Raw genomic sequence first — 21,305 nt, 5'->3', positions numbered from 1 at the left:
ATCCTGTCGGCAGACGGCCCAACGGACCTGATGGTGTGGAGAGCGAAAGTGGACCAGATCACCGCCGAACGCGGCAAGGGGGCGAATGCGGCCGAGATCGGCGAGCGCATTTGGCTGGCCATCGCCGAGGGACGCCTGCGCCCTGGCACCCGCCTGAAGGAAGAAGAGCTGGCCGAAATCTTTGCCGTCAACCGGGCGCGCGTACGCCAGGCGCTCGCCGACCTGAGCCGCGAGGGGCTGGTCACCATCGTACCCAATCGCGGCGCCTTCGTTGCGGCCCCCTCGGTCGAGGAAGCCGCCGATGTGTTCTATGCCCGCCACGCCATCGAGCGGCGCGTGGTCGAGCGTCTGGCCGCAGCAATCACGCCCGCTGCGGTCGCCGAGCTGCGCGAACTGATCGCCGAAGAGCGCCGCGCCTCCGCCGACAGCAACATTCCCGACGTGATCCGCCTCTCGGGACGTTTTCACATCCGTCTGGCCGAGCTTGTGGGTACGGACTTTCTGGCGACGATCATGCGCGATCTGGTGGCGCGCAGCTCGCTCATCACGGCGGTCTATCGCGACACGGCGCATTTCAACTGCGGCCCCGACGAGCATGGCGCCATCGTCGATTGCCTTGCGCGTGGCGACGGCGCGGGCGCGGTCGAGGCGATGGGCGGGCATCTGGCGCATCTGGAATCCGAACTTCACCTCAGCCCCGCCCGGATCGGCTCGGCCGACTTGCGCAGCGCGCTGGGCTGAGGGGCGCCGCCCGCGGCAGCACCCGCCGGCGCGCCATTCGCTTCCTCGACCCGGTGGCAGGCGGTGCGCGAGCCGTCGGGCCAGGACAGCACCGCTGGCCGCTCGGCCTTGCATCGGCCATCTGCCAGCGGGCAGCGCGGATGGAAGGTGCAGCCCGACGGCGGGTTGACCGGCGAAGGCACCTCGCCGCCCTTCACCGCGCGGTCGCGATGCGGGGCGCGGACGTTCGGGATCGTCTCCAGCAGCAGCTGTGTATAGGGGTGGCGCGGGGTGGCGAACAGTACCTCGGTTGGCGCCTCCTCGACGATCCGGCCCAGATACATGACCGCGATCCGGTCACTCATGTGTCGCACGACGCTGAGGTCATGGCTGATGAACAGATAGGTCAGCCCCATCTTGTCCTGCAACTCGCGCATCAGGTTCAGGATCTGCGCCTGCACGCTGACGTCGAGCGCACTGGTCGGCTCGTCGCAGATCAGGAACTCGGGCTCGCCGGCAAGCGCGCGGGCGATCGAGATGCGCTGCCGCTGCCCGCCAGAGAATTCGTGCGGGTACTTGCGCCCGTCTGTCGGCGAGAGGCCAACGGTGGTCAGCAGTTCGGCCACGCGTGCGCTGATCGCGGCCTCGCTGTCCCGCAGGCGCAATTCGCGCAACGGCTCGGCGATGATGGCATCGACCCGCCAGCGCGGGTTCAGGCTGGCATAGGGATCCTGAAAGATCATCTGGGCCGCCAGCGGCTTGCCGCCCTTGCCCGGCGCAAAGCGCAACTCGCCGGCGCTGGGGCTGTAGAGCCCCGTGACCAGCCGTGCGACGGTCGACTTGCCGCAGCCGGATTCGCCGACCAGCGACAGGCAGCCGCCGCGCGGGACGACGAAGTCGATGTCATCGACGGCGCGCAGGCTGCGGCGCGGCTTGCCCTCGATGACGCGGTTCAGCCACGGCTCGGAGACATCGAACACGCGGGTCAGGTGGGATGCGGTCAGCGCGGCCTCGGTCATGCGACCCCTCCGTCATGCAGGTGGCAGGCGGCGCGGCTGGCCCCGACCGGGACCAGATGCGGCACCTCGATGTGGCATCGCGGGCCCGCATGTGGACAGCGCGGGTTGAAGGCGCAGCCCGGTGGAATCGCCGAGAGCCGCGGCATGGCGCCGTCGATCTGGGTCAGGCGCTGCACCCGCGCCCCCAGCGCCGGGATGCTGCCCATCAACCCGCGGGTATAGGGATGCTGCGGAGCGGCGACGACATCTGCGACCGGCCCGATCTCGACCAACCGGCCAGCATACATCACCGCCACGCGGTCCGCGGTCTCGGCGATCACGCCCATGTCGTGGGTGACCAGCATCACGGCGGTGCCATGTTCCTTGCACAGCCGCCGCAGCAGCGCCGTGATCTGTGCCTGGATCGAAACGTCCAGCGCGGTCGTCGGCTCGTCCGCGATCACCAGCTTTGGCCGCGCGGCCAGGGCGAGCGCGATGACCACCCGCTGGCGCATGCCCCCGGAAAACTGGTGGGGATAGCTATCGACCCGCTCGGTCGGGGCCGGGATGCCGACCTCGGCCAGCAGGTCGATCGCCCGCAACCGGGCCTGCGCGCGCGAGACCGGCAGGTGCAGGCGGATCGTCTCGACCAGTTGTTGGCCGACGGTGAACAGTGGGTTCAGGCTGGTAAGCGGGTCCTGGAAGATCGCCCCGATCTGGCGACCGCGGATGCGGGTCATCGCGGATTCGGGCAGATTGTCGATGCGCTGCCCGTCCAACAGGACCGCCCCGCTGGCGATGCGGCCCGGCGGCTCCAGCAGTTGCTGGACGGCAAGGCCGGTCATCGACTTGCCGGCGCCGCTTTCGCCGACCACGCCCAGGATTTCCCCCGGCCGGATCGACAGCGACACCCCATCGAGCGCGCGCAGCGTGCCATGGCGGCCGGGGAACTCGACCACCAGATCGCGCACCTCCAGCACATGCTCGGCCGGTCTTGCGGCCAGGGCTGCGTCAGCCATCGGCATCCTCCATCAGCGGGAACGAGGGCGGGAAAAGCTGCTCGAGCGGCGGGTGGCCCCAGCTGCGGTCGGGATATTGCGCGACCAGCCCGTCGAACTGCGCCTGCGCGCGGGCCTGCGCCGCGGCGAGATCGGGAATGCCCGCAACCTCGGCCACGCCCGCCAGCCGCCGCATCGACAGCCGCCCGTCGACGAAGGTCGCCCGCGTAACCTTGCCCGAGCCTCCTGCGACCAGCGTGGTGATCGGATCGATCGCCGGCGTCATCACTGGATCGGCCAGATCGAACACTGCAATGTCGGCTGGCAAACCGGCTGCGATCCGGCCGAGGTCATCGCGCCCCAACGCCGCCGCCCCGCCGAGTGTCGCGGCCCCCCACAGATCGGGGGTGCGGACAGAACCGCCCGCCGTGCGGCAGGTGATCAGTGCCGCTTGCAGGTTCATCAGCATGTCCGCCGGCGCGGTGTCGGTGCCCATGGCAATGTTGATGCCCATTGCCCGCAGCCGATCGAAGGTGCGCAGGACCGAGCCGCCCCGCCCCGAGACCAGCGGGCAATGCACGACGCTGACCCCGTTCGCGGCATAGAGGGCAAGGTCTTCTTCGGTCGCATTGGTGGCATGCGGCGCGATCAGCCGGTCCGAGAGCAGCCCGAGACTCGCCAGCCATTGCGGCGCGGTCATCCCGTGCAGGCTGCGAACGGTCGCAACTTCCATTTCGCCCTGCGCCATGTGCAGGCGAATCTTGCAGCCAAGATCACGGGCGGCGGCATCCGTGGCACGCAGCAGGCCTTCGGTGCAGGTCTCGACCCGGTCGGGTGCCAGCATGCCGCGCACCAGCCCGTCAAAGCGGCCGTCCTGCGCGCGGATGAAGGCTACCGCATCGGCCAGCCCCGCCATGCCCCGAGCCTCGTCAAACTCCGGCACCATCTGGCCTGGCCCGTCCAGCAGCATGCCCCCGGCCCGGTAGGCGGGCGAGAGATAGACCCGCAGTCCCATCTCGCCTGCGGCATCGGCGGCGGCGGTGAACTCGGCGACCGTCTCGCCCCACTGACGATAGAACAGCGAGGCGATCGGCGCGGCGGTGGTGATGCCGTTCATCAGCAGTTGCGCGAAGGCAAAGCGCTTCTGAAACGCCAGCTCGCCGGGGTCATACATCTCGCGGGCGCGGGCAGCGTAATCGCGCGGCCAGACGCGACCTTTGGCCCAGCCGGGCGCGTGGTCGATGGACAGGACCGTGGTGTCGAGGTCCGACAGTGCATCGAGGTCGATGAGCCCGGGCGAGATCAGCGCCGCGCCGAAATCGACCCGGCGCGCCACCTCGCCCTCGAACCGCTTTCCAACCCAGAGGACGCGCGATCCCTCGATCACCACCTCGCCGTCGCGGATCAGGCGATGGCCCGACCCGTCATGTGCCAGCACCCATGTCGCGCGCAGTGCGGTGCGGCCCTCCGGTCGCGATCCCAGTGGCAGATCGGCAAGACCCCTCACGGGATCACCACGCCGGGTACGACGATCTCGCCGCCGCGGGCCGTGACCTTGCCGCCCTTGACCGTCAATGTGCGCGGCGCGGTATCGGCGACCGCGTGGGCCAGAGTCATCGCCTCGATCAGGCACAAGTCGGCCGCATCACCAATCGCCAGTCGATGGCCGGGCAAACCCATCACCTCGGCCCCGCCGGTGCTGCACACGTGCAGCGCGTACTCAAGATCCTCGTCCCGGCGAAAGCCGTTGCGCATGCCGATCACCTCGGCGCGGTGCAGCATGTCGGGCTTGCCCCAGGGCCCCCAGGTATCGCGGATGCCGTCGCAGCCCGCGCCGACGCGGATGCCAGCCTCTTTCAGACGCAGGATCAGCGGCACGGTAGCCGATGGCGCCCCGGTGGTCAGAATGGCGATGTCTAGCGCGGCGATCCGATCGATCAGCGCCTGCATGCGGGCAGTGTCGGGCGCACCCAGGGCAAAGGCGTGGCTGATCGCGACCTTGCCCTGCATTCCCAGCGCCTCCGTACGGGCAAAGATCTCCTCCATGTCGAAGGCGCCCAGATCCCCGGTCTCGTGCAGGTGGATGTCGATCGGCTTGCCATGCTTTTCCGCCAGCCCGAACACCGCATCCAGATGCCCTTTAGGGTCGCGGTCCATGCCGCACGGATCGATCCCGCCGACGACTTCGGCCCCTTCCGCCAGCGCCGCGTCGAGCAGATCGATCGTGCCGGCGCGGGTCATGATGCCCGATTGCGGAAAGGCCACGATTTCGATGTCGATGACCCCGGCCAGCTTCTCGCGCGCCTCGAGCAGCCCGTGGAAGATGGCGAGTCCGTGGTCGGTGTCGATGTCGACATGGCTTCGGATGTGCGTCGCGCCATGCGCCGCCAGCAGCAACGCGTGCCGTAGAGGCTGGCGCACCGGGTCGATGCCCAGCGCCATGCGGTTCTCGCGCTCGTAATCGATCCGGCCACGCAGGGTCGCGTTCTGGTCGTTGACGTGCCAGCCCATGCCCCAGGTGGTCTTGTCCAAGTGGGTATGGGCGTCGATCAGACCCGGAACCGCCAGTGCACCGGCGCCATCCTCGACCGCCGCGCCCTCGGCGGGCAGGTCCGGGCCGATCGCCGCGATCAGGCCGCCGCGGACGAGCAGGTCGGCGGCCGGGCCGCCCATCGGGCGGATGTTACGGATCAGCAGGTCGGTCATCACTTACCTCAGCTTGGGGTTCAGCGCGTCGCGCAGCCAGTCACCCAGCAGGTTGACCGACACGACCAGCAGGCAGAGCTGGATCACCGGGAACAACACCACCCACCACACGCCAGAGAACAGGAACTGGTTGCCCAGCCGGATGAGCGTGCCGAGGCTCGGCTGGCTGGGCGGCATGCCGATGCCCAGAAAGGACAGCGTCGCCTCGGTCAGGATCGCCATGCCAAAGTTCAGTGTGGCGGCGACAAAGATCGGGGTCAGAGTGTTCGGCAGGATGTGGCGGAACATGATGCGCCGGGCGGGCACCTTCAGCAGCCGCGCCGCCTGCACATATTCCCGGTTGCGCTCGACCGCCGCCTGGGCGCGGACGGTACGGGCGTATTGCACCCAGGCCGACAGAGTGATGGCAAGGACCAGGACGCCAGCGGCACCGGCATCACGCAGGTTCTCGGGCAGGGCCTGGCGTGCGATGGCGCTGACCAGGATGGCGATCAGGATGGTCGGGATCGACAGCAGGATATCGCCAAAGCGCATCAGCACGGTGTCGGTAATGCCACCGAAATATCCGGCGAACAGCCCCAGGATCATGCCGATGCTCAGCGACAGCGCGACCGAGGCGATGCCGATGATGATCGAGCTGCGCGAGCCATATAGGATCGCTGACAACATGTCGCGGCCCTGCGTATCCGTCCCGAGAATGAACGGCCACTGCCCGTCCGGCGACCAGATGGGCGGGATCTCTGCGTTCAGCAGGTCCAGCTGCGCCGGGTCATACGGGTTCTGCGGCACGTAAAGCGGTGCGGCGAAGGCCGCGATCACAAGTACCAGCAGGATCCCCGCTGCGATCATGGCCGAGGGCTTGTGCGTGAAGGACCACCACAGGTCCGAACTGCGCCATCGCCGCCAGCGCGAGGTCGCGACCCCGTCCGAGGGGACCATGGAATCGGCGGGAACATTCACTACGGGATTGGACATGGCTTACCTCGCCTCGCGCAGGCGCGGGTCGATCACCGCATAGGTGATGTCCACGGCCGTGTTCAGGACCACGAAGATGAAGCTGATGATCACGAGGTAGGCCGACATCACCGGGAAATCGAGGAAGGTCACCGCCTGGATGAACAGCATTCCCATCCCGGGCCACTGAAAGACCGTCTCGGTGATCAGCGCAAAGGCGATCAGCGCGCCGATGTTCATCGCCGTCATGGTGACGACCGGCATCAGGCAGTTCTTCAGCGCATGCCGGAACCAGATGCGGTGGCGCGGCACGCCGCGGGCGCGGGCGAACTTGACGAAGTCCGAGCGCATCACCTCCAGCATCTCGGCGCGCACGAGGCGCATGATGAGGGTGATCTGGTAGAGCGACAGCGCAATCGCGGGCAGCACCAGCGCGGCCCGCCCGGAGCGGGTCAGCAGCCCGGTCGACCACCAGCCGAGGTTCACGACCTCGCCCCGTCCAAAGGCGGGGGCGATCCCGAGCATGACGGAAAAGACGAGGATCAGCAGGATGCCGACGACAAAGCTGGGCAGCGAGACGCCGATGATACTAAGGAACTGCAGTCCTTCGGCATACCATCGCCCCCGGCCGATTGCGGTCAGCACGCCGAGCGGCAGGCCGATCAACAGCGAGAGCAGCGTCGCGGTCAGTACCAACTCCATCGTCGCGGGGAACCGCTCGGCGATCAGGCCGAGGACCGACTGGCCGTTGCGCCAGCTCATGCCGAAATCGCCTTGCGCCGCGTTGCCGACGAAATGCGCGAATTGCACCAGCATCGGCTGGTCGAGGCCCAGCCGCTCGCGCAGGGCATCGCGGTCGGCCTGGCTCATCTGTTCGTTGGCCATCAGCTCGACGGGATCGCCCGCGACCTGAAAGATGGCAAAGGCCAGGGCCGCCACGGCCAGCATGACAAACAACGCGTTCATCAGGCGCTTGAGGACAAAGACGAGCATGGCCGTCCCTTTCGTCGGATGAAGGGTCCGGGCCACCGCGCGGGCGGCCCGGAAAGGCGGCTCACTTGGCGGGAGCCATGACGGTCAGCCAGTGGCGGACCTTGTTGTCGGCCAGCTGCGCCACCGACTCCACCCGGTCGACCATCGCCCAGGCAACCGGCTGCTGGTGCAGCGGCAGCATGATGATCTCGTCCTTCGCCATCTTCATGGCCTCGGTCTGCAGGGCGAGGCGCTTGTCGCGGTCCATCTCGGTCGAGGCGGCCTTGATCTTTCCGTCGATGGCCGGGTAGGACCAGCCGCCCCAGTTGAACACACCCGCGGTGTCGGACTTGGTCTCGATCATCTGGACCAGCAGCGAATAGCTGTCGAGCATCGGCTCGTTGGCCCAGCCCAGCAGATAGACATCCGCCTGGCCTCCCGCGCGCTTGGGCGTCTGCACCGCGGCCGGCCCGATATCGAGCGAGGGCTTGAACCCCGCCCGGGTCAGCATCGAGACCATGGCGTTGCACAGCTCTTCTTCCGAGACATAGGCGTCGGTTGTGCAGGTCAGCGTGAACGGCAGGCCGTCCTGTCCGGCCTCGGTCAGCAGCGCCTTGGCCTTTTCGGCGTCGCCCGGCGGGAACTGGTCCAGCGCCTCGGTGTAGCCCGGAATCTCGGGCGCGACCATTGCGCCGGCGCTGCGCGACTTGCCGCGCATAACTCGCTTCTTGATCAGGTCCCGATCGATCGCCAGTTCGAACGCCTGGCGCACCTTCAGATCGTTGAACGGGTTGTCTCGGCCATCCGCCAGCTTGGGCTTGCGGTTGAAGCCGACCATGACGGTGCGCAGGTCGGTGCGCTCCATCACTTTCATGCCCGGCGAGGCTGCCAACCGCTCGACGTCCTGGACCGGCGCGTTCTCGGTGAAGTCGATTTCCCCCGACAGCAGCGCTGCGACGCGGGTTGCGGCGCTGGAGATCGGCGTGAACTCGATCCGGTCGAGGTTGTGCTTGGGGGTGTCCCACCAGGCGTCGTTCTTGACCAGCACGGTCTTGCTGTCTGGGACCCGGCTCTCGACCTTGAATGGGCCGGTGCCGTTGGTGTTGAACGTGGCGTAGCCCTCTTTCTTGGCGCTGACATCGGTCGGCTTCAGCGAGTCGTTTGCCTTCATCCAGTCCTCGTCGAAGATCTGGATGTTGGTCAGATCGTTCAGCAGCAGCGGATAGGGGCCGGTCAACTCGATCTCGACCGTCAGGTCGTCGAGCTTCTTGCTCGACTTGTAGGTCGGCAGGTTGCCTTTCAGCGGCGAGGTCTCGTCGCTGACGCGCGCGAGGCTCGCCACCACGTCGTCCGCGGTAAAGTCGGCGCCGTCGTGGAACTTGACCCCCGGCCGCAACTTGAAGCGCCAGACCGAGGGCGAGACGACCTCCCAGCTTTCGGCGAGGGCCGGCTCGATCTCCAGCTTTTCGTTATAGCGCACCAGGCCTTCGTAGACGTGGTTCAGGAAGGCGATGGTGTAGCTTTCACCGTAGGAATAGGGGTCGAGCGAATAGATGTCGCGGGCGGCACCCCAGCGAAGCGTTTCGGCCGTGGCCGGCCCCCCCGCCAGCAGCGCGAGCATCGGCAGGGCGTATTTCAGGCGCAGTTTCATAGGGCTCTCCTGTCAGGATGGGCCGGTCTGGCGCCGGCTTGAAGCTTTGGGTGGGGAAACGGCGATCAGTCGGCCATCCGGGTCAGCCAATGGCGCGGCTTGTTGTCGGGCCGCACCACGACATCGGCCACCTTGTCCGTGGTCGCCCAAGCCATCGGCTGCTGCCAAAGCGGCAGCATGATCAACTCGTCCTTGGCGTATTTCAGCGCCTTGGTTTCCAGCGCCAGACGCGCGTCGCGATCCATGGTGACGCTGGCTTCCTTGGTCATCGCGTCGAGTTCGGGATAGGACCAGCCGCCATCGTTGGCGACGCCCGAGGCGCCCTCGCGGGTCGACAGCACCTGCGCCAGCATCGAATAGGTATCCAGCGTCGGCTCGTTCGCCCAGCCGATCAGGAACATGTCGGCATTCCCGGACGAGCGCTTGGGCGTCTGCACCGCGCGCGGACCCAGATCCAGCGTCGGCTTGAGCCCGACCTTGGTCAGCATGGACACAATCGCCTGGCACGCATCCTCGGCATTCACGTATTCATCGTTCGCACAGACGAAGGTGAATGGGGTGCCCGCCAACCCGGCCTCGTCCAGCAGCTTCTTGGCGCCGTCGGGGTCATATGCGGTTGGTGTGTCGAGCGCCGCGTCGTAGCCAGGGATGGTCGGCGCAACCAGCGTGCCGGCGACATGGGCCATGCCGCGCATGATCCGCTTGTTGATCAGTTCGCGGTCGATGGCCATGTCCATGGCCCGCCGCATGCGCAGGTCGTTGAACGGATTGTCGCGGCCGTCCGCCAGCTTTTCCTTGCGATTGAAGGCGATGTTCACGGTGCGCAGATCGGCGCCCTCGATCACCTTGACAGGCGTGGTGTTGCGCAGCCGGTCAAGATCCTGCAGCGGCGCGCCGTCGGTCAGGTCGATCTCGCCCGACAGCAAGGCGGCAACGCGGGTCGCGGCCGAGGTGATCGGCGTGAACTCGATCCGGTCGAGGTTATGGAGCGGCTTGTCCCACCAGCCCTCGTTCTTGACCAGAATGGTCTTGCTGTCCGGCACCCGGCTTTCCAGCTTGAAAGGGCCGGTGCCGTTGGTGTTGTGGGTGGCGTAACCCTCGACCTTGGCACCGACGTCGGTCGGCGCGGTCGCGTTGTTGGCGGTCAGCCAGCCGGCGTCGAACATGAAGATGTTCGTCATGTCGTTCAGGAACAGCGGATTGGCCGAGGTGACCTTCAGATCGACGGTCAGATCATCGATCTTGCTCGCCGAGACATAGGTCGGGATGTTCCCGCGCAGCGGCGAGGCCGGATCGCTGACCCGCGCCATCGAGGCGATCACGTCATCGGCGCTGAAATCGGCGCCGTCCTGAAACTTGACCCCCGGCCGCAGCTTGAACCGCCAGGTGTCGGGCGCCACGAACTCCCAGCTTTCGGCTAGCGCCGGGACCACCTCGAATTCGGGCGTGTAGCGCACGAGGCCTTCGTAGATATGGTTCAGGAACGCCAGGTTCGAGGTCGAGCCATAGCTATAGGGATCGAGCGAAAAGATGTCGCGCGCGCTCCCCCAGCGCAGCACGTTTTCGGCCGAGGCCGCGACCGGCAGTGCCGTAAGTCCCAGTGCCAAAGCAATCGCCGTCGCGCGCATCATGTTCCCCCTTGCCGCGTTAGAGGAACCATCGACTCCGCACCCGAATGTTGTCAACTGGATTGTTGACAATTTTGACACCAAGTTTTCACGCTGCGCGCTTTTGCCGTTTTACCGCCCCCTCCCCGGCGCAAAGCAGCCGCTTTCACATAGGCTATACATCTGTCGGTTGTGCAGCGCTTTGAACTCCCGTCTCGTCGGTGGTCCCTACTCGCCAAGGGCCGACCCCCATGCACCTTGCTCGCCTTTCCTTTCTGCTGCTGCCAACGCTCGCCGCCTGCACCGACGGGCCCACGGCTGCCACCCGCACCGCCGCGGTGGCAAACCTGCCGGGCCGCTATGTCCAGACCGACGGGCATGGCGACATCATGCTGTTGACCCAAGGCAGCGCCCATTGCGCGCCACTGTCACCCAGCGAGGCGGCGATGGCGCTGCAGGCGACCAACGCGGTGCGCACGTCGCGCGGCCTTGCACCGCTACGCCCGCAGCCGCAGGTGCAGGCCATCGCCGACGCCCATGCCTGCGAGATGGCGCGGCGTGGCACCATGACCCACCGGGGCGGTCGCAGTTCCGGGCCCGGCGCAAGGCTGCGCGCCAACGGCTACAATTCGCGGGTCGCAGCCGAGAACATCGCCGCCGGCCGGTTCACCTTGCCGCAGGTGCTGGCCGAATGGTCACGATCGGGCGGGCACATGGCCAACATCATGCGCCCCGATGTGCGCGACTTCGCCCTCGGGCGGGCAATTGGTGCGGACGGCAAGACCAGCTTCTGGGCGGCCGTCTATGCGGGCCGCTGAGGGGGCAGAAGCGGGCCTCGATAAAGCCATTACGCTTGCGCGCGCACGCACCCGCGCGGTCGCGTGATGTAAACGATTACAGGGCGGGGGCGTGCCAAACGCGGTTCAGCGACGACTCGGACCGCCGACTTCCGTGCATGATTCACGAGCGAAATGCCCGGCGTTCATGCCCCGTTCACTCAAATCAGCCTGCCGCGACGGCGCTATGCCCGCCAGCCGTCTAGACGGTTGTACTGTAGCCTGTCATGACGATAGTGCTGCTCACCAACTCGTCATCAGGCCATCGAGCAAGGTGGCCGGTGCGCCCGTCGCTCTGGGAGGAACATATGAAACTCGCGAACTTCGCTGCCACGTCGCTGCTCGCCATCGCCGCAGCCACCGCCTTTGCCGGATCGGCCGCCGCCAAGACCCTCATCTATTGCTCGGAAGGCTCGCCGGAAGGGTTCGACCCGGCCGCCTACACCGCCGGCACCACCTTTGATGCCACCTCGCGCCCCATCTTCAACCGCCTGGTCGAGTTCAAGAAGGGCACGACCGAGGTCGAAGCCGCCCTCGCCGAAAGCTGGGAAGTCTCCGAGGACGGCCTGACCTACACCTTCAAGCTGCGTCCCGGTGTCAAATTTCACACCACGGACTACTTCACCCCCACGCGCGAGTTGACGGCGGACGACGTCGTCTTCTCGTTCGAGCGCCAGGGCGATGCGAAGAACCCGTGGAACCAGTACATCCCCGGACTGACCTTCGAATATTACAACTCGATGGAAATGGCCTCGCTCATCAAGTCGATCGAGAAGGTCGACGACATGACGGTCAAGTTCACGCTGAACCATCCCGAGGCGCCGTTCCTCGCGAACCTCGCCATGGACTTCGCCTCGATCCAGTCCAAGGAATACGCCGACAGCCTCGACAAGGCGGGGACCAAGGAAAACCTCAACAGCGCGCCGGTCGGCACGGGCCCGTTCAAGTTCGTGGCCTACCAGAAGGACGCCGTGATCCGGTACCAGAAGAACCCGGAGTACTGGGGCACGCCGGCCAAGGTCGATGATCTGGTCTTTGCGATCACCACCGATGCCGCCGTGCGCCTGCAAAAGCTGCAGGCGGGCGAGTGCCACATCATGCCGTTCCCGGCACCGGCGGACATCGCCGCGCTGAAGGCCGATCCGAACCTGACGGTGATGGAGCAGCCCGGTCTGAACGTCGCCTATCTCGCCTACAACACCGAGACCCCGCCCTTCGACAAACCCGAGGTCCGCAAGGCCCTCAACATGGCGATGAACAAGCAGGCCATCGTCGACGCGGTGTTCCAGGGCATGGGCGAGGTCGCCAAGAACCCGATCCCGCCGACCATGTGGTCCTACAACAACGCAATCGAGGACGACAAATACGACCCCGAGGCCGCAAAGGCCGCGCTTGAAGCAGCCGGCGTCAAGGACCTGTCGATGAAGATCTGGGCGATGCCGGTGCAGCGCCCCTACATGCCCAACGCCCGCCGCGTCGCCGAGATGATGCAGGAGGACCTGAGCAAGGTCGGCGTCAAGGTCGAGATCGTCAGTTACGAATGGGGCGAATACCTCAAGAAATCGATGGAGCCCGGCCGCGACGGCGCCGTGATCCTCGGCTGGACCGGCGACAACGGCGATCCGGACAACTTCCTGTCGGTGCTGCTGTCCTGCGCCGGCGCCAAGGAGGGCGGTGCGAACCGCGCCTTCTGGTGCAACCAGGAATTCAGCGACCTGCTGGAAAAAGCCAAGCAGACCTCGGACACAGCCGAGCGCACCAAGCTGTATGAACAGGCGCAGGTGATCTTCAAGGATCAGGCGCCCTGGGATACGCTGGCCCACTCGACCGTGGTGCTGCCGATGTCCAAGAAGGTTTCGGGCTACATCATGAGCCCGCTGGGCAGCCACGCGTTCGACACCGTCGACATCGCCGAATGATCAGATGATCCTTGGCGGGCCGCGCCTCGGGGGTCAAACCCCGGCGCGGCCCGCGCTTTTCCTCCACCCATGATGGCCGCATGATCCGTTTCATCCTCGGGCGTATCGCCTATCTCGTGCCGACCTTGATCGGCATTACAATCGTCGCCTTTGGCTTTGTCCGGGTGCTGCCGGGTGATCCGGTCCTGCTGATGGCGGGCGAGCGCGGCATGTCGCCCGAACGCTACGCCGCCGTTCGCGAGCAACTCGGCTTTGACCGCTCGCTGCCGACGCAATATTTCGACTACGTCTGGCAGTTGCTGCACGGCAATCTTGGCGTCTCGCTGGTTACCAAGAAGCCGGTGCTCACAGAATTCCTGGCCCTGTTCCCGGCGACCATCGAGCTTGCGGTCTGTGCCATCATCCTCGCGACCGTGATCGGCGTTCCTGCCGGCGTTCTGGCCGCGATCAAGCGCGGCAGCTGGTTCGACCAGGTCACCATGGGCACCGCACTGGTCGGCTATTCGATGCCGATCTTCTGGTGGGGCCTGCTGCTGATCATCCTGTTCTCAGGCACGCTCGGCTGGACGCCGGTGTCGGGGCGCATCTCGCTGATGTACTTCTTCCCGCCCGTCACCGGCTTCATGCTGATCGACAGCCTGTTGTCGGGGCAGAAAGGGGCCTTCACCTCGGCCGCCTCGCACCTGATCCTGCCGACTATCGTGCTGGCGACCATTCCGCTCGCGGTCATCGCCCGCCAGACCCGCAGCGCCATGCTGGAGGTTCTGGGCGAGGACTACGTGCGCACCGCCCGCGCCAAGGGCCTGCCGCCCCGCCGCGTGGTTGGCCTGCACGCCTTGCGCAATGCGCTGATCCCGGTCGTCACCACCATCGGCCTGCAGGTCGGCGTGTTGATGGCCGGCGCGATCCTGACCGAGACCATTTTCAGCTGGCCCGGCATCGGCAAGTGGATGGTCGAATCCATCAGCCGTCGCGACTATCCGGTGGTCCAGGGCGGGCTTCTGTTGATTGCGGTCATCATCATGGTCGTCAACCTGCTGGTCGATCTGCTCTACGGACTGATCAATCCGCGCATCCGGCACCGCTGAAAGGGGGACCGCCATGACCGATTCCGTCGATATCGTAGCCGACCTTCCCGGCGGCGGTGGCTGGCGCCACAGCCTGCGCGAGTTCTGGTACTATTTCGCCACCAACCGCGGCGCCGTGCTGGGCTTGGTCGTCTTTGCCCTGCTGGTCGTGCTGGCCATCCTGGCCCCGATGATCGCGCCGCACAGCCCGACGCTGCAGTACCGCGACGCCATCCTGCTGCCGCCCGCCTGGACCGAGGGCGGACGCGCAGACTTCCTGCTGGGCACCGACGCCGTCGGCCGGGACATGTTGTCCCGCCTGTTGTTCGGGGCCCGCTACTCGCTGTTCATCGGCGTCGTCGTTGTCAGCGTGGCCCTGCTGGGCGGGGTCATCATCGGCCTTCTGGCCGGCTATTTCGGCGGCTGGGTCGATGCCGTCGCCATGCGGGTGATGGACATCATCCTGGCCTTCCCCTCGCTGTTGCTGGCCCTGGTGCTGGTCGCGGTCCTGGGACCGGGCCTGACCAACGCGATGATCGCCATCGCCCTGGTGCTGCAACCACACTTTGCGCGCCTGACCCGGGCCGCGGTGCTGGCCGAGAAGAACCGCGAATATGTCACCGCCGCCCGCGTCGCCGGCGCGGGTCCCCTGTGGCTGATGTTCCGCACCATCCTGCCGAACTGCCTCGCGCCGCTGATCGTGCAGGCCACGCTCAGCTTCTCCAGCGCGATCCTTGATGCGGCGGCACTGGGCTTTCTGGGCATGGGCGCACAGCCGCCCACACCCGAATGGGGCACCATGCTGGCCGAAGCGCGCGAGTTCATCCTGCGCGCCTGGTGGGTGGTCACCCTGCCCGGCCTCGCCATCCTGATCACCGTGCTGGCGATCAACCTGATGGGCGACGGGCTACGCGACGCGCTCGATCCCAAACTGAAGCGGAGCTGACGCCATGGCGCTGCTGGATATTCGCAACCTGCGGGTTGCCTTCGACACCGCCGCGGGCCCGTTCCTTGCGGTCGATGGCATCGACGTGTCGGTCGATTCCCGCGAAGTCCTCGCCATCGTGGGCGAGAGCGGGTCGGGCAAGTCGGTCTCGATGCTGGGGGTGATGGGTCTGTTGCCGGATTCGGCCACGGTCACCGCCGACCGTATGACCTTTGACGGGCGCGATCTGATGACCATGACCGCGGCCGAGCGCCGCGCCATCATCGGCCGCGACATCGCCATGATCTTTCAGGAGCCGATGGCCTCGCTGAATCCCAGCTTTACCGTCGGCTTTCAGATCGAGGAGGTGCTGCGCCAGCACCTCGGCCTGAAGGGTCGGGCCGCGCGGGCGCGCGCGGTCGAGCTGCTGACCCAGGTCGGCATCCCCGAGCCGGAAACGCGCCTTGGCAGCTATCCTCACCAGATGTCGGGCGGCCAGTGCCAGCGGGTCATGATCGCCATGGCCATCGCGTGCGAGCCGCGTCTGCTGATTGCGGACGAGCCGACCACGGCGCTGGACGTGACCATCCAAAAGCAGATCCTGGACCTGCTGATGGCACTGCAGGCCGAGCGCGGCATGGCGCTGATCCTGATCACCCACGACATGGGTGTGGTGGCCGAGACGGCCGACCGCGTGGTCGTGCAGTATCGCGGCCGCAAGATGGAGGAAGCCGACGTTCTGACCCTGTTCGAGCATCCCGGCACTGCCTACACCCGCGCCCTGCTGGCCGCCCTGCCCGAGAACGCCACTGGCGAGCGGCTGCCGACCGTGGACGAGTTGATGGCCGCGGAGGGCCAGTCATGAGCGATATCGTCGTCGAAGGCCGCGGACTGGTGCGTGACTACGTCACCGGCGGCAGCTTGTTCGGTCAGAAAAAAGCCGTCCGCGCCCTGAAGGGCATCGACTTCAAGGTCGAGCGCGGCAAGACCCTCGCCGTCGTCGGCGAGAGCGGCTGCGGCAAGTCCACCCTGGCGCGGATCATCACCCTTATCGATCCTGCGACCGAGGGGCAGTTGCTTATCGAGGGCCAGCCGGTCGACATCAATCACGGCAGCATCACCCGCAAGATGCGCTCGGCCGTGCAGATCGTGTTCCAGAATCCCTATGGCAGCCTCAACCCGCGCCAGAAGGTCGGCCAGGTCCTGACAGAGCCGCTGCGCCTGCAGGGTGGCGTGCCGGAGGCCGAGCGTCGCCGCCGCGCCATGGCTATGCTCGAACGCGTCGGGCTGAAGGCCGAGCACTACAACCGCTTTCCGCACATGTTCTCGGGCGGGCAGCGCCAGCGGATCGCCATCGCGCGAGCGCTGATGTTGAACCCGGCCCTGCTGGTGCTGGACGAGCCGGTCAGCGCGCTCGACCTGTCGGTGCAGGCGCAGGTGTTGAACCTGCTCAAGGACCTGCAGGACGAGTTCAACCTGACCTATGTCTTCATCAGCCACGACCTGTCCGTGGTCCGCTACCTGGCCGACCAAGTGATGGTGCTGTGGAAGGGCGAGGTGGTCGAGGACGCCAGCCGCGACGCGATCTTTTCTGCGCCGCAGCATCCTTACACGCAAAAGCTGTTCGCAGCGACGCCGGTCGCGGATGTGGATTCGATCCGCACCCGCGTCGCCGCCCGCGCGGCCGAACGGGCCCGCCTCGCCGGCTGACGCCGCATCCCCCGCGCCCGCCCTGTCGCAGCCCGCTGCGGCCGCGGCGGGTGGCGGACGGCGCGCCCGCGGGGCTTTTGCATCCCGACCGGCGTCCCTAGATGTGAAGGACCGCCTGCGGGACAAGGATGCCATGATCCGCTTTGACAACAGCTATGCCCGCCTGCCGGGGCGGATGTTCGCGAGGGGCACCCCCGACACCGTCCCCGCGCCCGAGCTCATCGCGCTGAACCGCCCTCTCGCCGAGCGTCTGGGCCTCGACGTGGACTGGCTGGCCGGTCCCGAGGGACTGGCGATGCTGTCCGGGAACGCCATGCCACCGGGTGCGGCGCCGCTGGCGCAGGCCTATGCCGGGCACCAGTTCGGCGGCTTTGTCCCGCAACTTGGCGACGGGCGCGCAATGCTGCTGGGCGAGGTGGTGGCACCCGATGGCGCGCGCTTTGACGTCCAGCTGAAGGGCTCGGGCCGTACGCCCTTCTCGCGCATGGGCGATGGAAAGGCGTGGCTCGGCCCGGTCCTGCGCGAATACCTAGTGTCCGAATTCATGGCCGCCATGGACGTTCCGACCACGCGCGGGCTCGCCGCCGTTGCCACCGGCGAGACGATCTACCGCGAGACGCCCCTGCCCGGCGCCATCCTGACCCGCATCGCCGCGAGCCATATTCGCGTCGGCACCTACCAGTTCTTTGCCGTGCGCGGCGATACCGAGGCGCTGCGGGCCCTGACCGATCACGTCATCGCGCGGCACTATCCCGATGCGGACGGCCCCCTCGGCCTGCTGAACGCCGTGATCGCGGCGCAGGCGCGCACCATCACGCATTGGATGGCCCTAGGGTTCATCCATGGCGTGATGAACACCGACAACATGGCGATCTCTGGCGAGACCATAGATTACGGCCCCTGCGCCTTCATGGACGCCTTCCACCCCGAGACGGTGTTCTCGTCCATCGACCGCAACGGCCGCTATGCCTGGATCAACCAGCCGCAGATCGCGGTCTGGAACTTGGCGCAGTTCGCGACATGCCTCATCCCGCTGATGGGCGATCAGGATGCCGCGATCGAGGCGGCGACCCGCGCCGTCCACAGCTTTCCGGCCGTCTACGAGGCCGAATGGCTAGCCCGCTTTGCCGCAAAACTGGGTATCGCCACGCCGGTCGAGGCGGATCGCGCCTCGGCCGAGCGGCTGCTCGTCATCATGGCCGAGGCCGGGGCCGACTTCACCCGCACCTTCGCCGGGCTGGCGGACGGCACTGCCCGGTCCGAGTTCGCGGACCCGAGCCGGTTCGACGCCTTCGCCGCGGACTGGCGCGCGCGAGTACCGGCGCCGGATCTCGCGCTGATGGCCCGCGCCAACCCGCGCCGCATCCCGCGCAACCACCGCATCGAAGCCGCCATCGCCGCCGCGCGCGAGGGCAATCTGGCGCCGTTCCACGACCTTTACGCCGCCGTTACCCGCCCGCGCGAGGATCGCCCCGAATGGGATGACTTCGCCGCCGCCCCCGCCCCGGCCGAGCGCGTGCGCGCGACATATTGCGGGACCTGATGCGGCTGCGACTGGCAACCTATAACCTGCACAAGTGCAGGGGCATGACCGGCCCGCACGATCCGCTGCGCAACCTCGCCGCGATCCGCGCCGTTGCGCCCGATGTCATCGCCCTGCAAGAGGTCGATTTCCGCTATGGTCTGCGCCCCGAGGCCCTGCCGCGCCGCCTCGTCGAGGCCGAGACAGGCCTTGTACCCATCGACTTGACCGGCACCAGCGAAAGCAGCCTCGGCTGGCATGGCCAGACCATCCTGATGCGCCCCGACCTGGCGCGGGTGGCGCGGATTCGCCGGCTGCCCTTGCCGGGGCTGGAGCCGCGGGGCGCGGTTGCGGCGATGCTGCCGCATCTGAACATCTTTGCTGTCCACCTGGGCCTGACCCGTGGCGCGCGGCGGATGCAGCTGGCACGCCTCGCGTCCCGCGCGCGGGCTTTCGGCGGCGGCATCTCGGTTCTGACCGGCGATTTCAACGAATGGCATGATGATCGCGGCCTTGAGGCACTGTCCGGCTTTCGCGTCATCGCCCCCGGCCCCAGTTGGCCGGCACTGCGCCCACAACTGCGCTTTGACCGCTTTGCCATCAGCGGCGAGGCCGAGGTGATCGGCTGCGGGGTCGAGGACGGAACGGTGGCGCGGATCGCCTCGGACCACCTGCCGGTCTGGGTCGATCTGGACCTCTAGCGATAACAGCCTTTTCGCGACGGGCCCGGGCCGTTACACCCGCGGCAACCCACAGCGAGGACGCCCCCATGCACGACATGACCGCCATCATCGACATCTTCGCCCGCGAGATTCTGGATTCGCGCGGCAATCCCACCGTCGAGGTCGACGTCACGCTGGAGGACGGCACGACCGGCCGCGCCGCAGTTCCCTCGGGCGCATCCACCGGCGCCCATGAGGCGGTCGAAAAGCGCGACGGCGATCCGGCACGCTACGGCGGCAAGGGTGTGCTGGAGGCAGTCGCTGCGGTCAATGGCGAGCTGGGCGAGGCGTTGATCGGCGAGGATGCGACCGAGCAGGTGGCGATCGACCGCATGATGATCGAGCTGGACGGTACCGAGAACAAGGCTCGCTTTGGCGCCAACGCGATCCTCGGCGTTTCGCTGGCGGTGGCCAAGGCCGCGGCCCACGCGACCGGGCAGCCGCTGTACCGCTATGTGGGCGGCGCCTCGGCGCGGCTGCTGCCGGTCCCGATGATGAACATCATCAACGGCGGCCAGCACGCGGAAAACCCGATCGACATCCAGGAATTCATGGTCGTTCCGGTAGGCGCGGAAACGATTGCCGACGCAGTGCGCATGGGCTCCGAGATCTTCCACACCCTGAAGAAGGGCCTGATGGCGGCCGGCCACAACACCGGCGTGGGCGACGAGGGCGGCTTCGCCCCGAACCTCTCGTCCACCCGCGATGCGCTGGATTTCATCCTGCAGGCGATTGAAAAGGCAGGTTATCGTCCCGGCGACGACGTCATGCTGGCGCTCGACTGCGCGGCGACCGAGTACTTCAAGAACGGCAACTATGTCCTTGAGGGTGAGGGCAAGACCCTGTCTCCGGCCGAGAACGTGGATTACCTCGCGGCGCTCGTCGGCGACTATCCGATCTTCTCTATCGAGGATGGCTGCTCGGAGGACGATTGGGAGGGCTGGCGTCTGCTGACCGAGCGTCTGGGGCGTCAGGTCCAGCTGGTCGGCGACGACCTGTTCGTGACCAACCCGTCCCGCCTCGCCGAGGGGATCGAGCGTGGTTGCGCCAACGCCCTGCTGGTCAAGGTCAACCAGATCGGCACCCTGACCGAGACGCTGGACGCCGTACGCATGGCTGACCGCGCCGGCTATTCCAGCGTCATGTCGCACCGTTCGGGCGAGACCGAGGACGCGACCATTGCCGACCTGGCGGTCGCGACCAACTGCGGCCAGATCAAGACCGGCAGCCTCGCTCGGTCGGACCGGTTGGCGAAGTACAACCAGCTGATCCGCATTGAGGAAATGCTGGGCGCCACGGCGGAATACGCCGGCCGCTCGATCCTGCGCTGAGATCTGTGTCGGGTGCGTCCCCTTGGGGCGCGCCCGAACTTCCAAGTGTGATCTGCGGGTAACCCTGCTCCCGGGTACGCCGCGGACGGCCGCCTTCCAATCGCGCTTCCCGCCGGCGCGGCGACAGTCTCGGGGCCGCAGCCAACTTCGAGTTGGCGAATTCTCTCAGATGCGCGCTTGGGCCTGACCCGGCCCATACAGGCTGCGGGCCCGGTCCTCGAAGGCGCGCACGATGCGGGCCATTGCCTCGCCGAACACCACCCCGATCACGCGTTGCAGGATCGGGTTGCGGAATTCGAAGTCGACGTTGAAATCGACTTCGCAACCGCCCTCCGGGCGGTCGCGGAAAGCCCAGCCAGATCGCAGGTAGCGAAACGGGCCATCGAGGTATTCGGTGTCGATCCGCTGCTGCTGCGGCCATAGGGTAACCCGGCTGCCGAACCTTTCCCGAAACACCTTGAAGCTGATGACCAGATCAGCGTCGATCACCTCCGAACCGTCAGGCCCCGGCGCGCGCGCACGTAGGCGCGCAGCACTGTTCCACGGCAGGAACTCCGGGTAGCGCTCGACATCGGCCACGAGGCCATACATCTGCTCGGCGCTCCAGGGCAGGCGGCGGGTCTCGGCATGATTGGGCAAGGGCGGCGGTCTTTCAGCGGCAGGCGGC

Annotated in this window: 19 protein-coding genes; 10 read left to right on the top strand and 9 right to left on the bottom strand. The window is 67.0% G+C overall.

Going from position 1 to position 21,305, the window contains the following annotated elements; genetic code table 11:
• Positions 1-48 precede the first annotated feature (48 nt).
• On the top strand, positions 49-741 hold the full coding sequence (locus DRW48_RS09600; RefSeq protein ID WP_199286082.1) for a GntR family transcriptional regulator: 693 nt from the start codon (positions 49-51) through the stop codon (positions 739-741).
• Here DRW48_RS09600 and DRW48_RS09595 read toward each other — a convergent pair.
• The 8 genes from DRW48_RS09595 to DRW48_RS09560 form a co-directional block, all read right to left on the bottom strand.
• The gene (locus DRW48_RS09595) at positions 687-1,739 is read right to left on the bottom strand and encodes an ABC transporter ATP-binding protein (protein WP_114076229.1); all 1,053 of its coding nucleotides are present in this window, start codon (positions 1,737-1,739) and stop codon (positions 687-689) included. The genes DRW48_RS09600 and DRW48_RS09595 overlap by 55 nt on opposite strands.
• Positions 1,736-2,737 carry an ABC transporter ATP-binding protein gene (locus DRW48_RS09590; protein WP_114077480.1) on the bottom strand — a complete coding sequence of 334 codons (1,002 nt, stop codon included), beginning with the start codon at positions 2,735-2,737 and terminating at the stop codon, positions 1,736-1,738. The genes DRW48_RS09595 and DRW48_RS09590 overlap by 4 nt, the downstream gene beginning before the upstream one ends.
• Complete coding sequence (locus tag DRW48_RS09585; protein WP_114076228.1) at positions 2,730-4,223, bottom strand: chlorohydrolase family protein; 1,494 nt, start codon at positions 4,221-4,223, stop codon at positions 2,730-2,732. Before DRW48_RS09585 ends, DRW48_RS09590 begins: the two co-directional genes overlap by 8 nt.
• The gene (locus DRW48_RS09580; protein ID WP_114077479.1) at positions 4,220-5,422 is read right to left on the bottom strand and encodes an amidohydrolase family protein; all 1,203 of its coding nucleotides are present in this window, start codon (positions 5,420-5,422) and stop codon (positions 4,220-4,222) included. Before DRW48_RS09580 ends, DRW48_RS09585 begins: the two co-directional genes overlap by 4 nt.
• Before the next feature lie 3 nt (positions 5,423-5,425).
• Positions 5,426-6,397 carry an ABC transporter permease gene (locus DRW48_RS09575; RefSeq protein WP_338418415.1) on the bottom strand — a complete coding sequence of 324 codons (972 nt, stop codon included), beginning with the start codon at positions 6,395-6,397 and terminating at the stop codon, positions 5,426-5,428.
• A 3-nt stretch (positions 6,398-6,400) separates the two neighbouring features.
• The gene (locus tag DRW48_RS09570) at positions 6,401-7,369 is read right to left on the bottom strand and encodes an ABC transporter permease (protein WP_114076226.1); all 969 of its coding nucleotides are present in this window, start codon (positions 7,367-7,369) and stop codon (positions 6,401-6,403) included.
• Between the two features lie 61 nt (positions 7,370-7,430).
• On the bottom strand, positions 7,431-8,999 hold the full coding sequence (locus tag DRW48_RS09565; RefSeq protein ID WP_114076225.1) for an ABC transporter substrate-binding protein: 1,569 nt from the start codon (positions 8,997-8,999) through the stop codon (positions 7,431-7,433).
• 65 nt (positions 9,000-9,064) lie between these two features.
• Positions 9,065-10,630, bottom strand: coding sequence for an ABC transporter substrate-binding protein (locus tag DRW48_RS09560; protein ID WP_114076224.1), 1,566 nt, complete (start codon positions 10,628-10,630; stop codon positions 9,065-9,067).
• Between the two features lie 227 nt (positions 10,631-10,857).
• Between DRW48_RS09560 and DRW48_RS09555 the strand changes: the two genes are divergently transcribed.
• From DRW48_RS09555 to eno, 9 genes are all read left to right on the top strand, one after another.
• Positions 10,858-11,424 carry a CAP domain-containing protein gene (locus tag DRW48_RS09555; RefSeq protein ID WP_241963226.1) on the top strand — a complete coding sequence of 189 codons (567 nt, stop codon included), beginning with the start codon at positions 10,858-10,860 and terminating at the stop codon, positions 11,422-11,424.
• Between the two features lie 326 nt (positions 11,425-11,750).
• Positions 11,751-13,361, top strand: a complete 1,611-nt coding sequence (locus DRW48_RS09550) for an ABC transporter substrate-binding protein (RefSeq protein ID WP_114076223.1) — start codon at positions 11,751-11,753, stop codon at positions 13,359-13,361.
• A gap of 80 nt (positions 13,362-13,441) precedes the next feature.
• The gene (locus DRW48_RS09545) at positions 13,442-14,449 is read left to right on the top strand and encodes an ABC transporter permease subunit (protein WP_114076222.1); all 1,008 of its coding nucleotides are present in this window, start codon (positions 13,442-13,444) and stop codon (positions 14,447-14,449) included.
• Positions 14,450-14,462: 13 nt separating this feature from the next.
• The gene (locus DRW48_RS09540; protein ID WP_114076221.1) at positions 14,463-15,374 is read left to right on the top strand and encodes an ABC transporter permease subunit; all 912 of its coding nucleotides are present in this window, start codon (positions 14,463-14,465) and stop codon (positions 15,372-15,374) included.
• 4 nt (positions 15,375-15,378) lie between these two features.
• Positions 15,379-16,218 (top strand): ABC transporter ATP-binding protein, encoded by an 840-nt coding sequence (locus DRW48_RS09535; protein WP_114076220.1) that lies wholly within the window; start codon positions 15,379-15,381, stop codon positions 16,216-16,218.
• A complete protein-coding gene (locus DRW48_RS09530; RefSeq protein WP_114076219.1) occupies positions 16,215-17,063 on the top strand; it encodes an ABC transporter ATP-binding protein in 849 nt (282 codons plus the stop codon). The genes DRW48_RS09535 and DRW48_RS09530 overlap by 4 nt, the downstream gene beginning before the upstream one ends.
• Positions 17,064-17,196: 133 nt before the next feature.
• Positions 17,197-18,606 carry a protein adenylyltransferase SelO gene (locus DRW48_RS09525; RefSeq protein ID WP_114077477.1) on the top strand — a complete coding sequence of 470 codons (1,410 nt, stop codon included), beginning with the start codon at positions 17,197-17,199 and terminating at the stop codon, positions 18,604-18,606.
• Positions 18,606-19,286, top strand: coding sequence for an endonuclease/exonuclease/phosphatase family protein (locus tag DRW48_RS09520; protein ID WP_114076218.1), 681 nt, complete (start codon positions 18,606-18,608; stop codon positions 19,284-19,286). The genes DRW48_RS09525 and DRW48_RS09520 overlap by 1 nt, the downstream gene beginning before the upstream one ends.
• Before the next feature lie 77 nt (positions 19,287-19,363).
• Complete coding sequence (eno, locus tag DRW48_RS09515; protein WP_114076217.1) at positions 19,364-20,638, top strand: phosphopyruvate hydratase; 1,275 nt, start codon at positions 19,364-19,366, stop codon at positions 20,636-20,638.
• A 165-nt stretch (positions 20,639-20,803) separates the two neighbouring features.
• On the opposite strand, the gene DRW48_RS09510 is transcribed toward eno, so the two are convergent.
• Complete coding sequence (locus DRW48_RS09510; RefSeq protein WP_114076216.1) at positions 20,804-21,277, bottom strand: type II toxin-antitoxin system RatA family toxin; 474 nt, start codon at positions 21,275-21,277, stop codon at positions 20,804-20,806.
• Between the last annotated feature and the right edge of the window lie 28 nt (positions 21,278-21,305).

It is taken from the genome of Paracoccus suum (assembly GCF_003324675.1).
GTDB classification, from domain to species: Bacteria; Pseudomonadota; Alphaproteobacteria; order Rhodobacterales; family Rhodobacteraceae; genus Paracoccus; species Paracoccus suum.
Note: the sequence above shows the minus strand (reverse complement) of the source record. Positions and strands in the feature narration are given on the sequence as shown.

Excerpts from the sequence above, each read along its gene's own strand:
- DRW48_RS09550 (WP_114076223.1), top strand. The coding sequence starts at position 11,751 with ATGAAACTCGCGAACTTCGCTGCCACGTCGCTGCTCGCCATCGCCGCA.
- DRW48_RS09535 (WP_114076220.1), top strand. The coding sequence starts at position 15,379 with ATGGCGCTGCTGGATATTCGCAACCTGCGGGTTGCCTTCGACACCGCC.
- DRW48_RS09580 (WP_114077479.1), bottom strand. The coding sequence starts at position 5,422 with ATGACCGACCTGCTGATCCGTAACATCCGCCCGATGGGCGGCCCGGCC.
- DRW48_RS09590 (WP_114077480.1), bottom strand. The coding sequence starts at position 2,737 with ATGGCTGACGCAGCCCTGGCCGCAAGACCGGCCGAGCATGTGCTGGAG.
- eno (WP_114076217.1), top strand. The coding sequence starts at position 19,364 with ATGACCGCCATCATCGACATCTTCGCCCGCGAGATTCTGGATTCGCGC.
- DRW48_RS09525 (WP_114077477.1), top strand. The coding sequence starts at position 17,197 with ATGATCCGCTTTGACAACAGCTATGCCCGCCTGCCGGGGCGGATGTTC.
- DRW48_RS09595 (WP_114076229.1), bottom strand. The coding sequence starts at position 1,739 with ATGACCGAGGCCGCGCTGACCGCATCCCACCTGACCCGCGTGTTCGAT.
- DRW48_RS09545 (WP_114076222.1), top strand. The coding sequence starts at position 13,442 with ATGATCCGTTTCATCCTCGGGCGTATCGCCTATCTCGTGCCGACCTTG.
- DRW48_RS09565 (WP_114076225.1), bottom strand. The coding sequence starts at position 8,999 with ATGAAACTGCGCCTGAAATACGCCCTGCCGATGCTCGCGCTGCTGGCG.
- DRW48_RS09530 (WP_114076219.1), top strand. The coding sequence starts at position 16,215 with ATGAGCGATATCGTCGTCGAAGGCCGCGGACTGGTGCGTGACTACGTC.
- DRW48_RS09575 (WP_338418415.1), bottom strand. The coding sequence starts at position 6,397 with ATGTCCAATCCCGTAGTGAATGTTCCCGCCGATTCCATGGTCCCCTCG.
- DRW48_RS09540 (WP_114076221.1), top strand. The coding sequence starts at position 14,463 with ATGACCGATTCCGTCGATATCGTAGCCGACCTTCCCGGCGGCGGTGGC.
- DRW48_RS09570 (WP_114076226.1), bottom strand. The coding sequence starts at position 7,369 with ATGCTCGTCTTTGTCCTCAAGCGCCTGATGAACGCGTTGTTTGTCATG.
- DRW48_RS09520 (WP_114076218.1), top strand. The coding sequence starts at position 18,606 with ATGCGGCTGCGACTGGCAACCTATAACCTGCACAAGTGCAGGGGCATG.
- DRW48_RS09555 (WP_241963226.1), top strand. The coding sequence starts at position 10,858 with ATGCACCTTGCTCGCCTTTCCTTTCTGCTGCTGCCAACGCTCGCCGCC.
- DRW48_RS09560 (WP_114076224.1), bottom strand. The coding sequence starts at position 10,630 with ATGATGCGCGCGACGGCGATTGCTTTGGCACTGGGACTTACGGCACTG.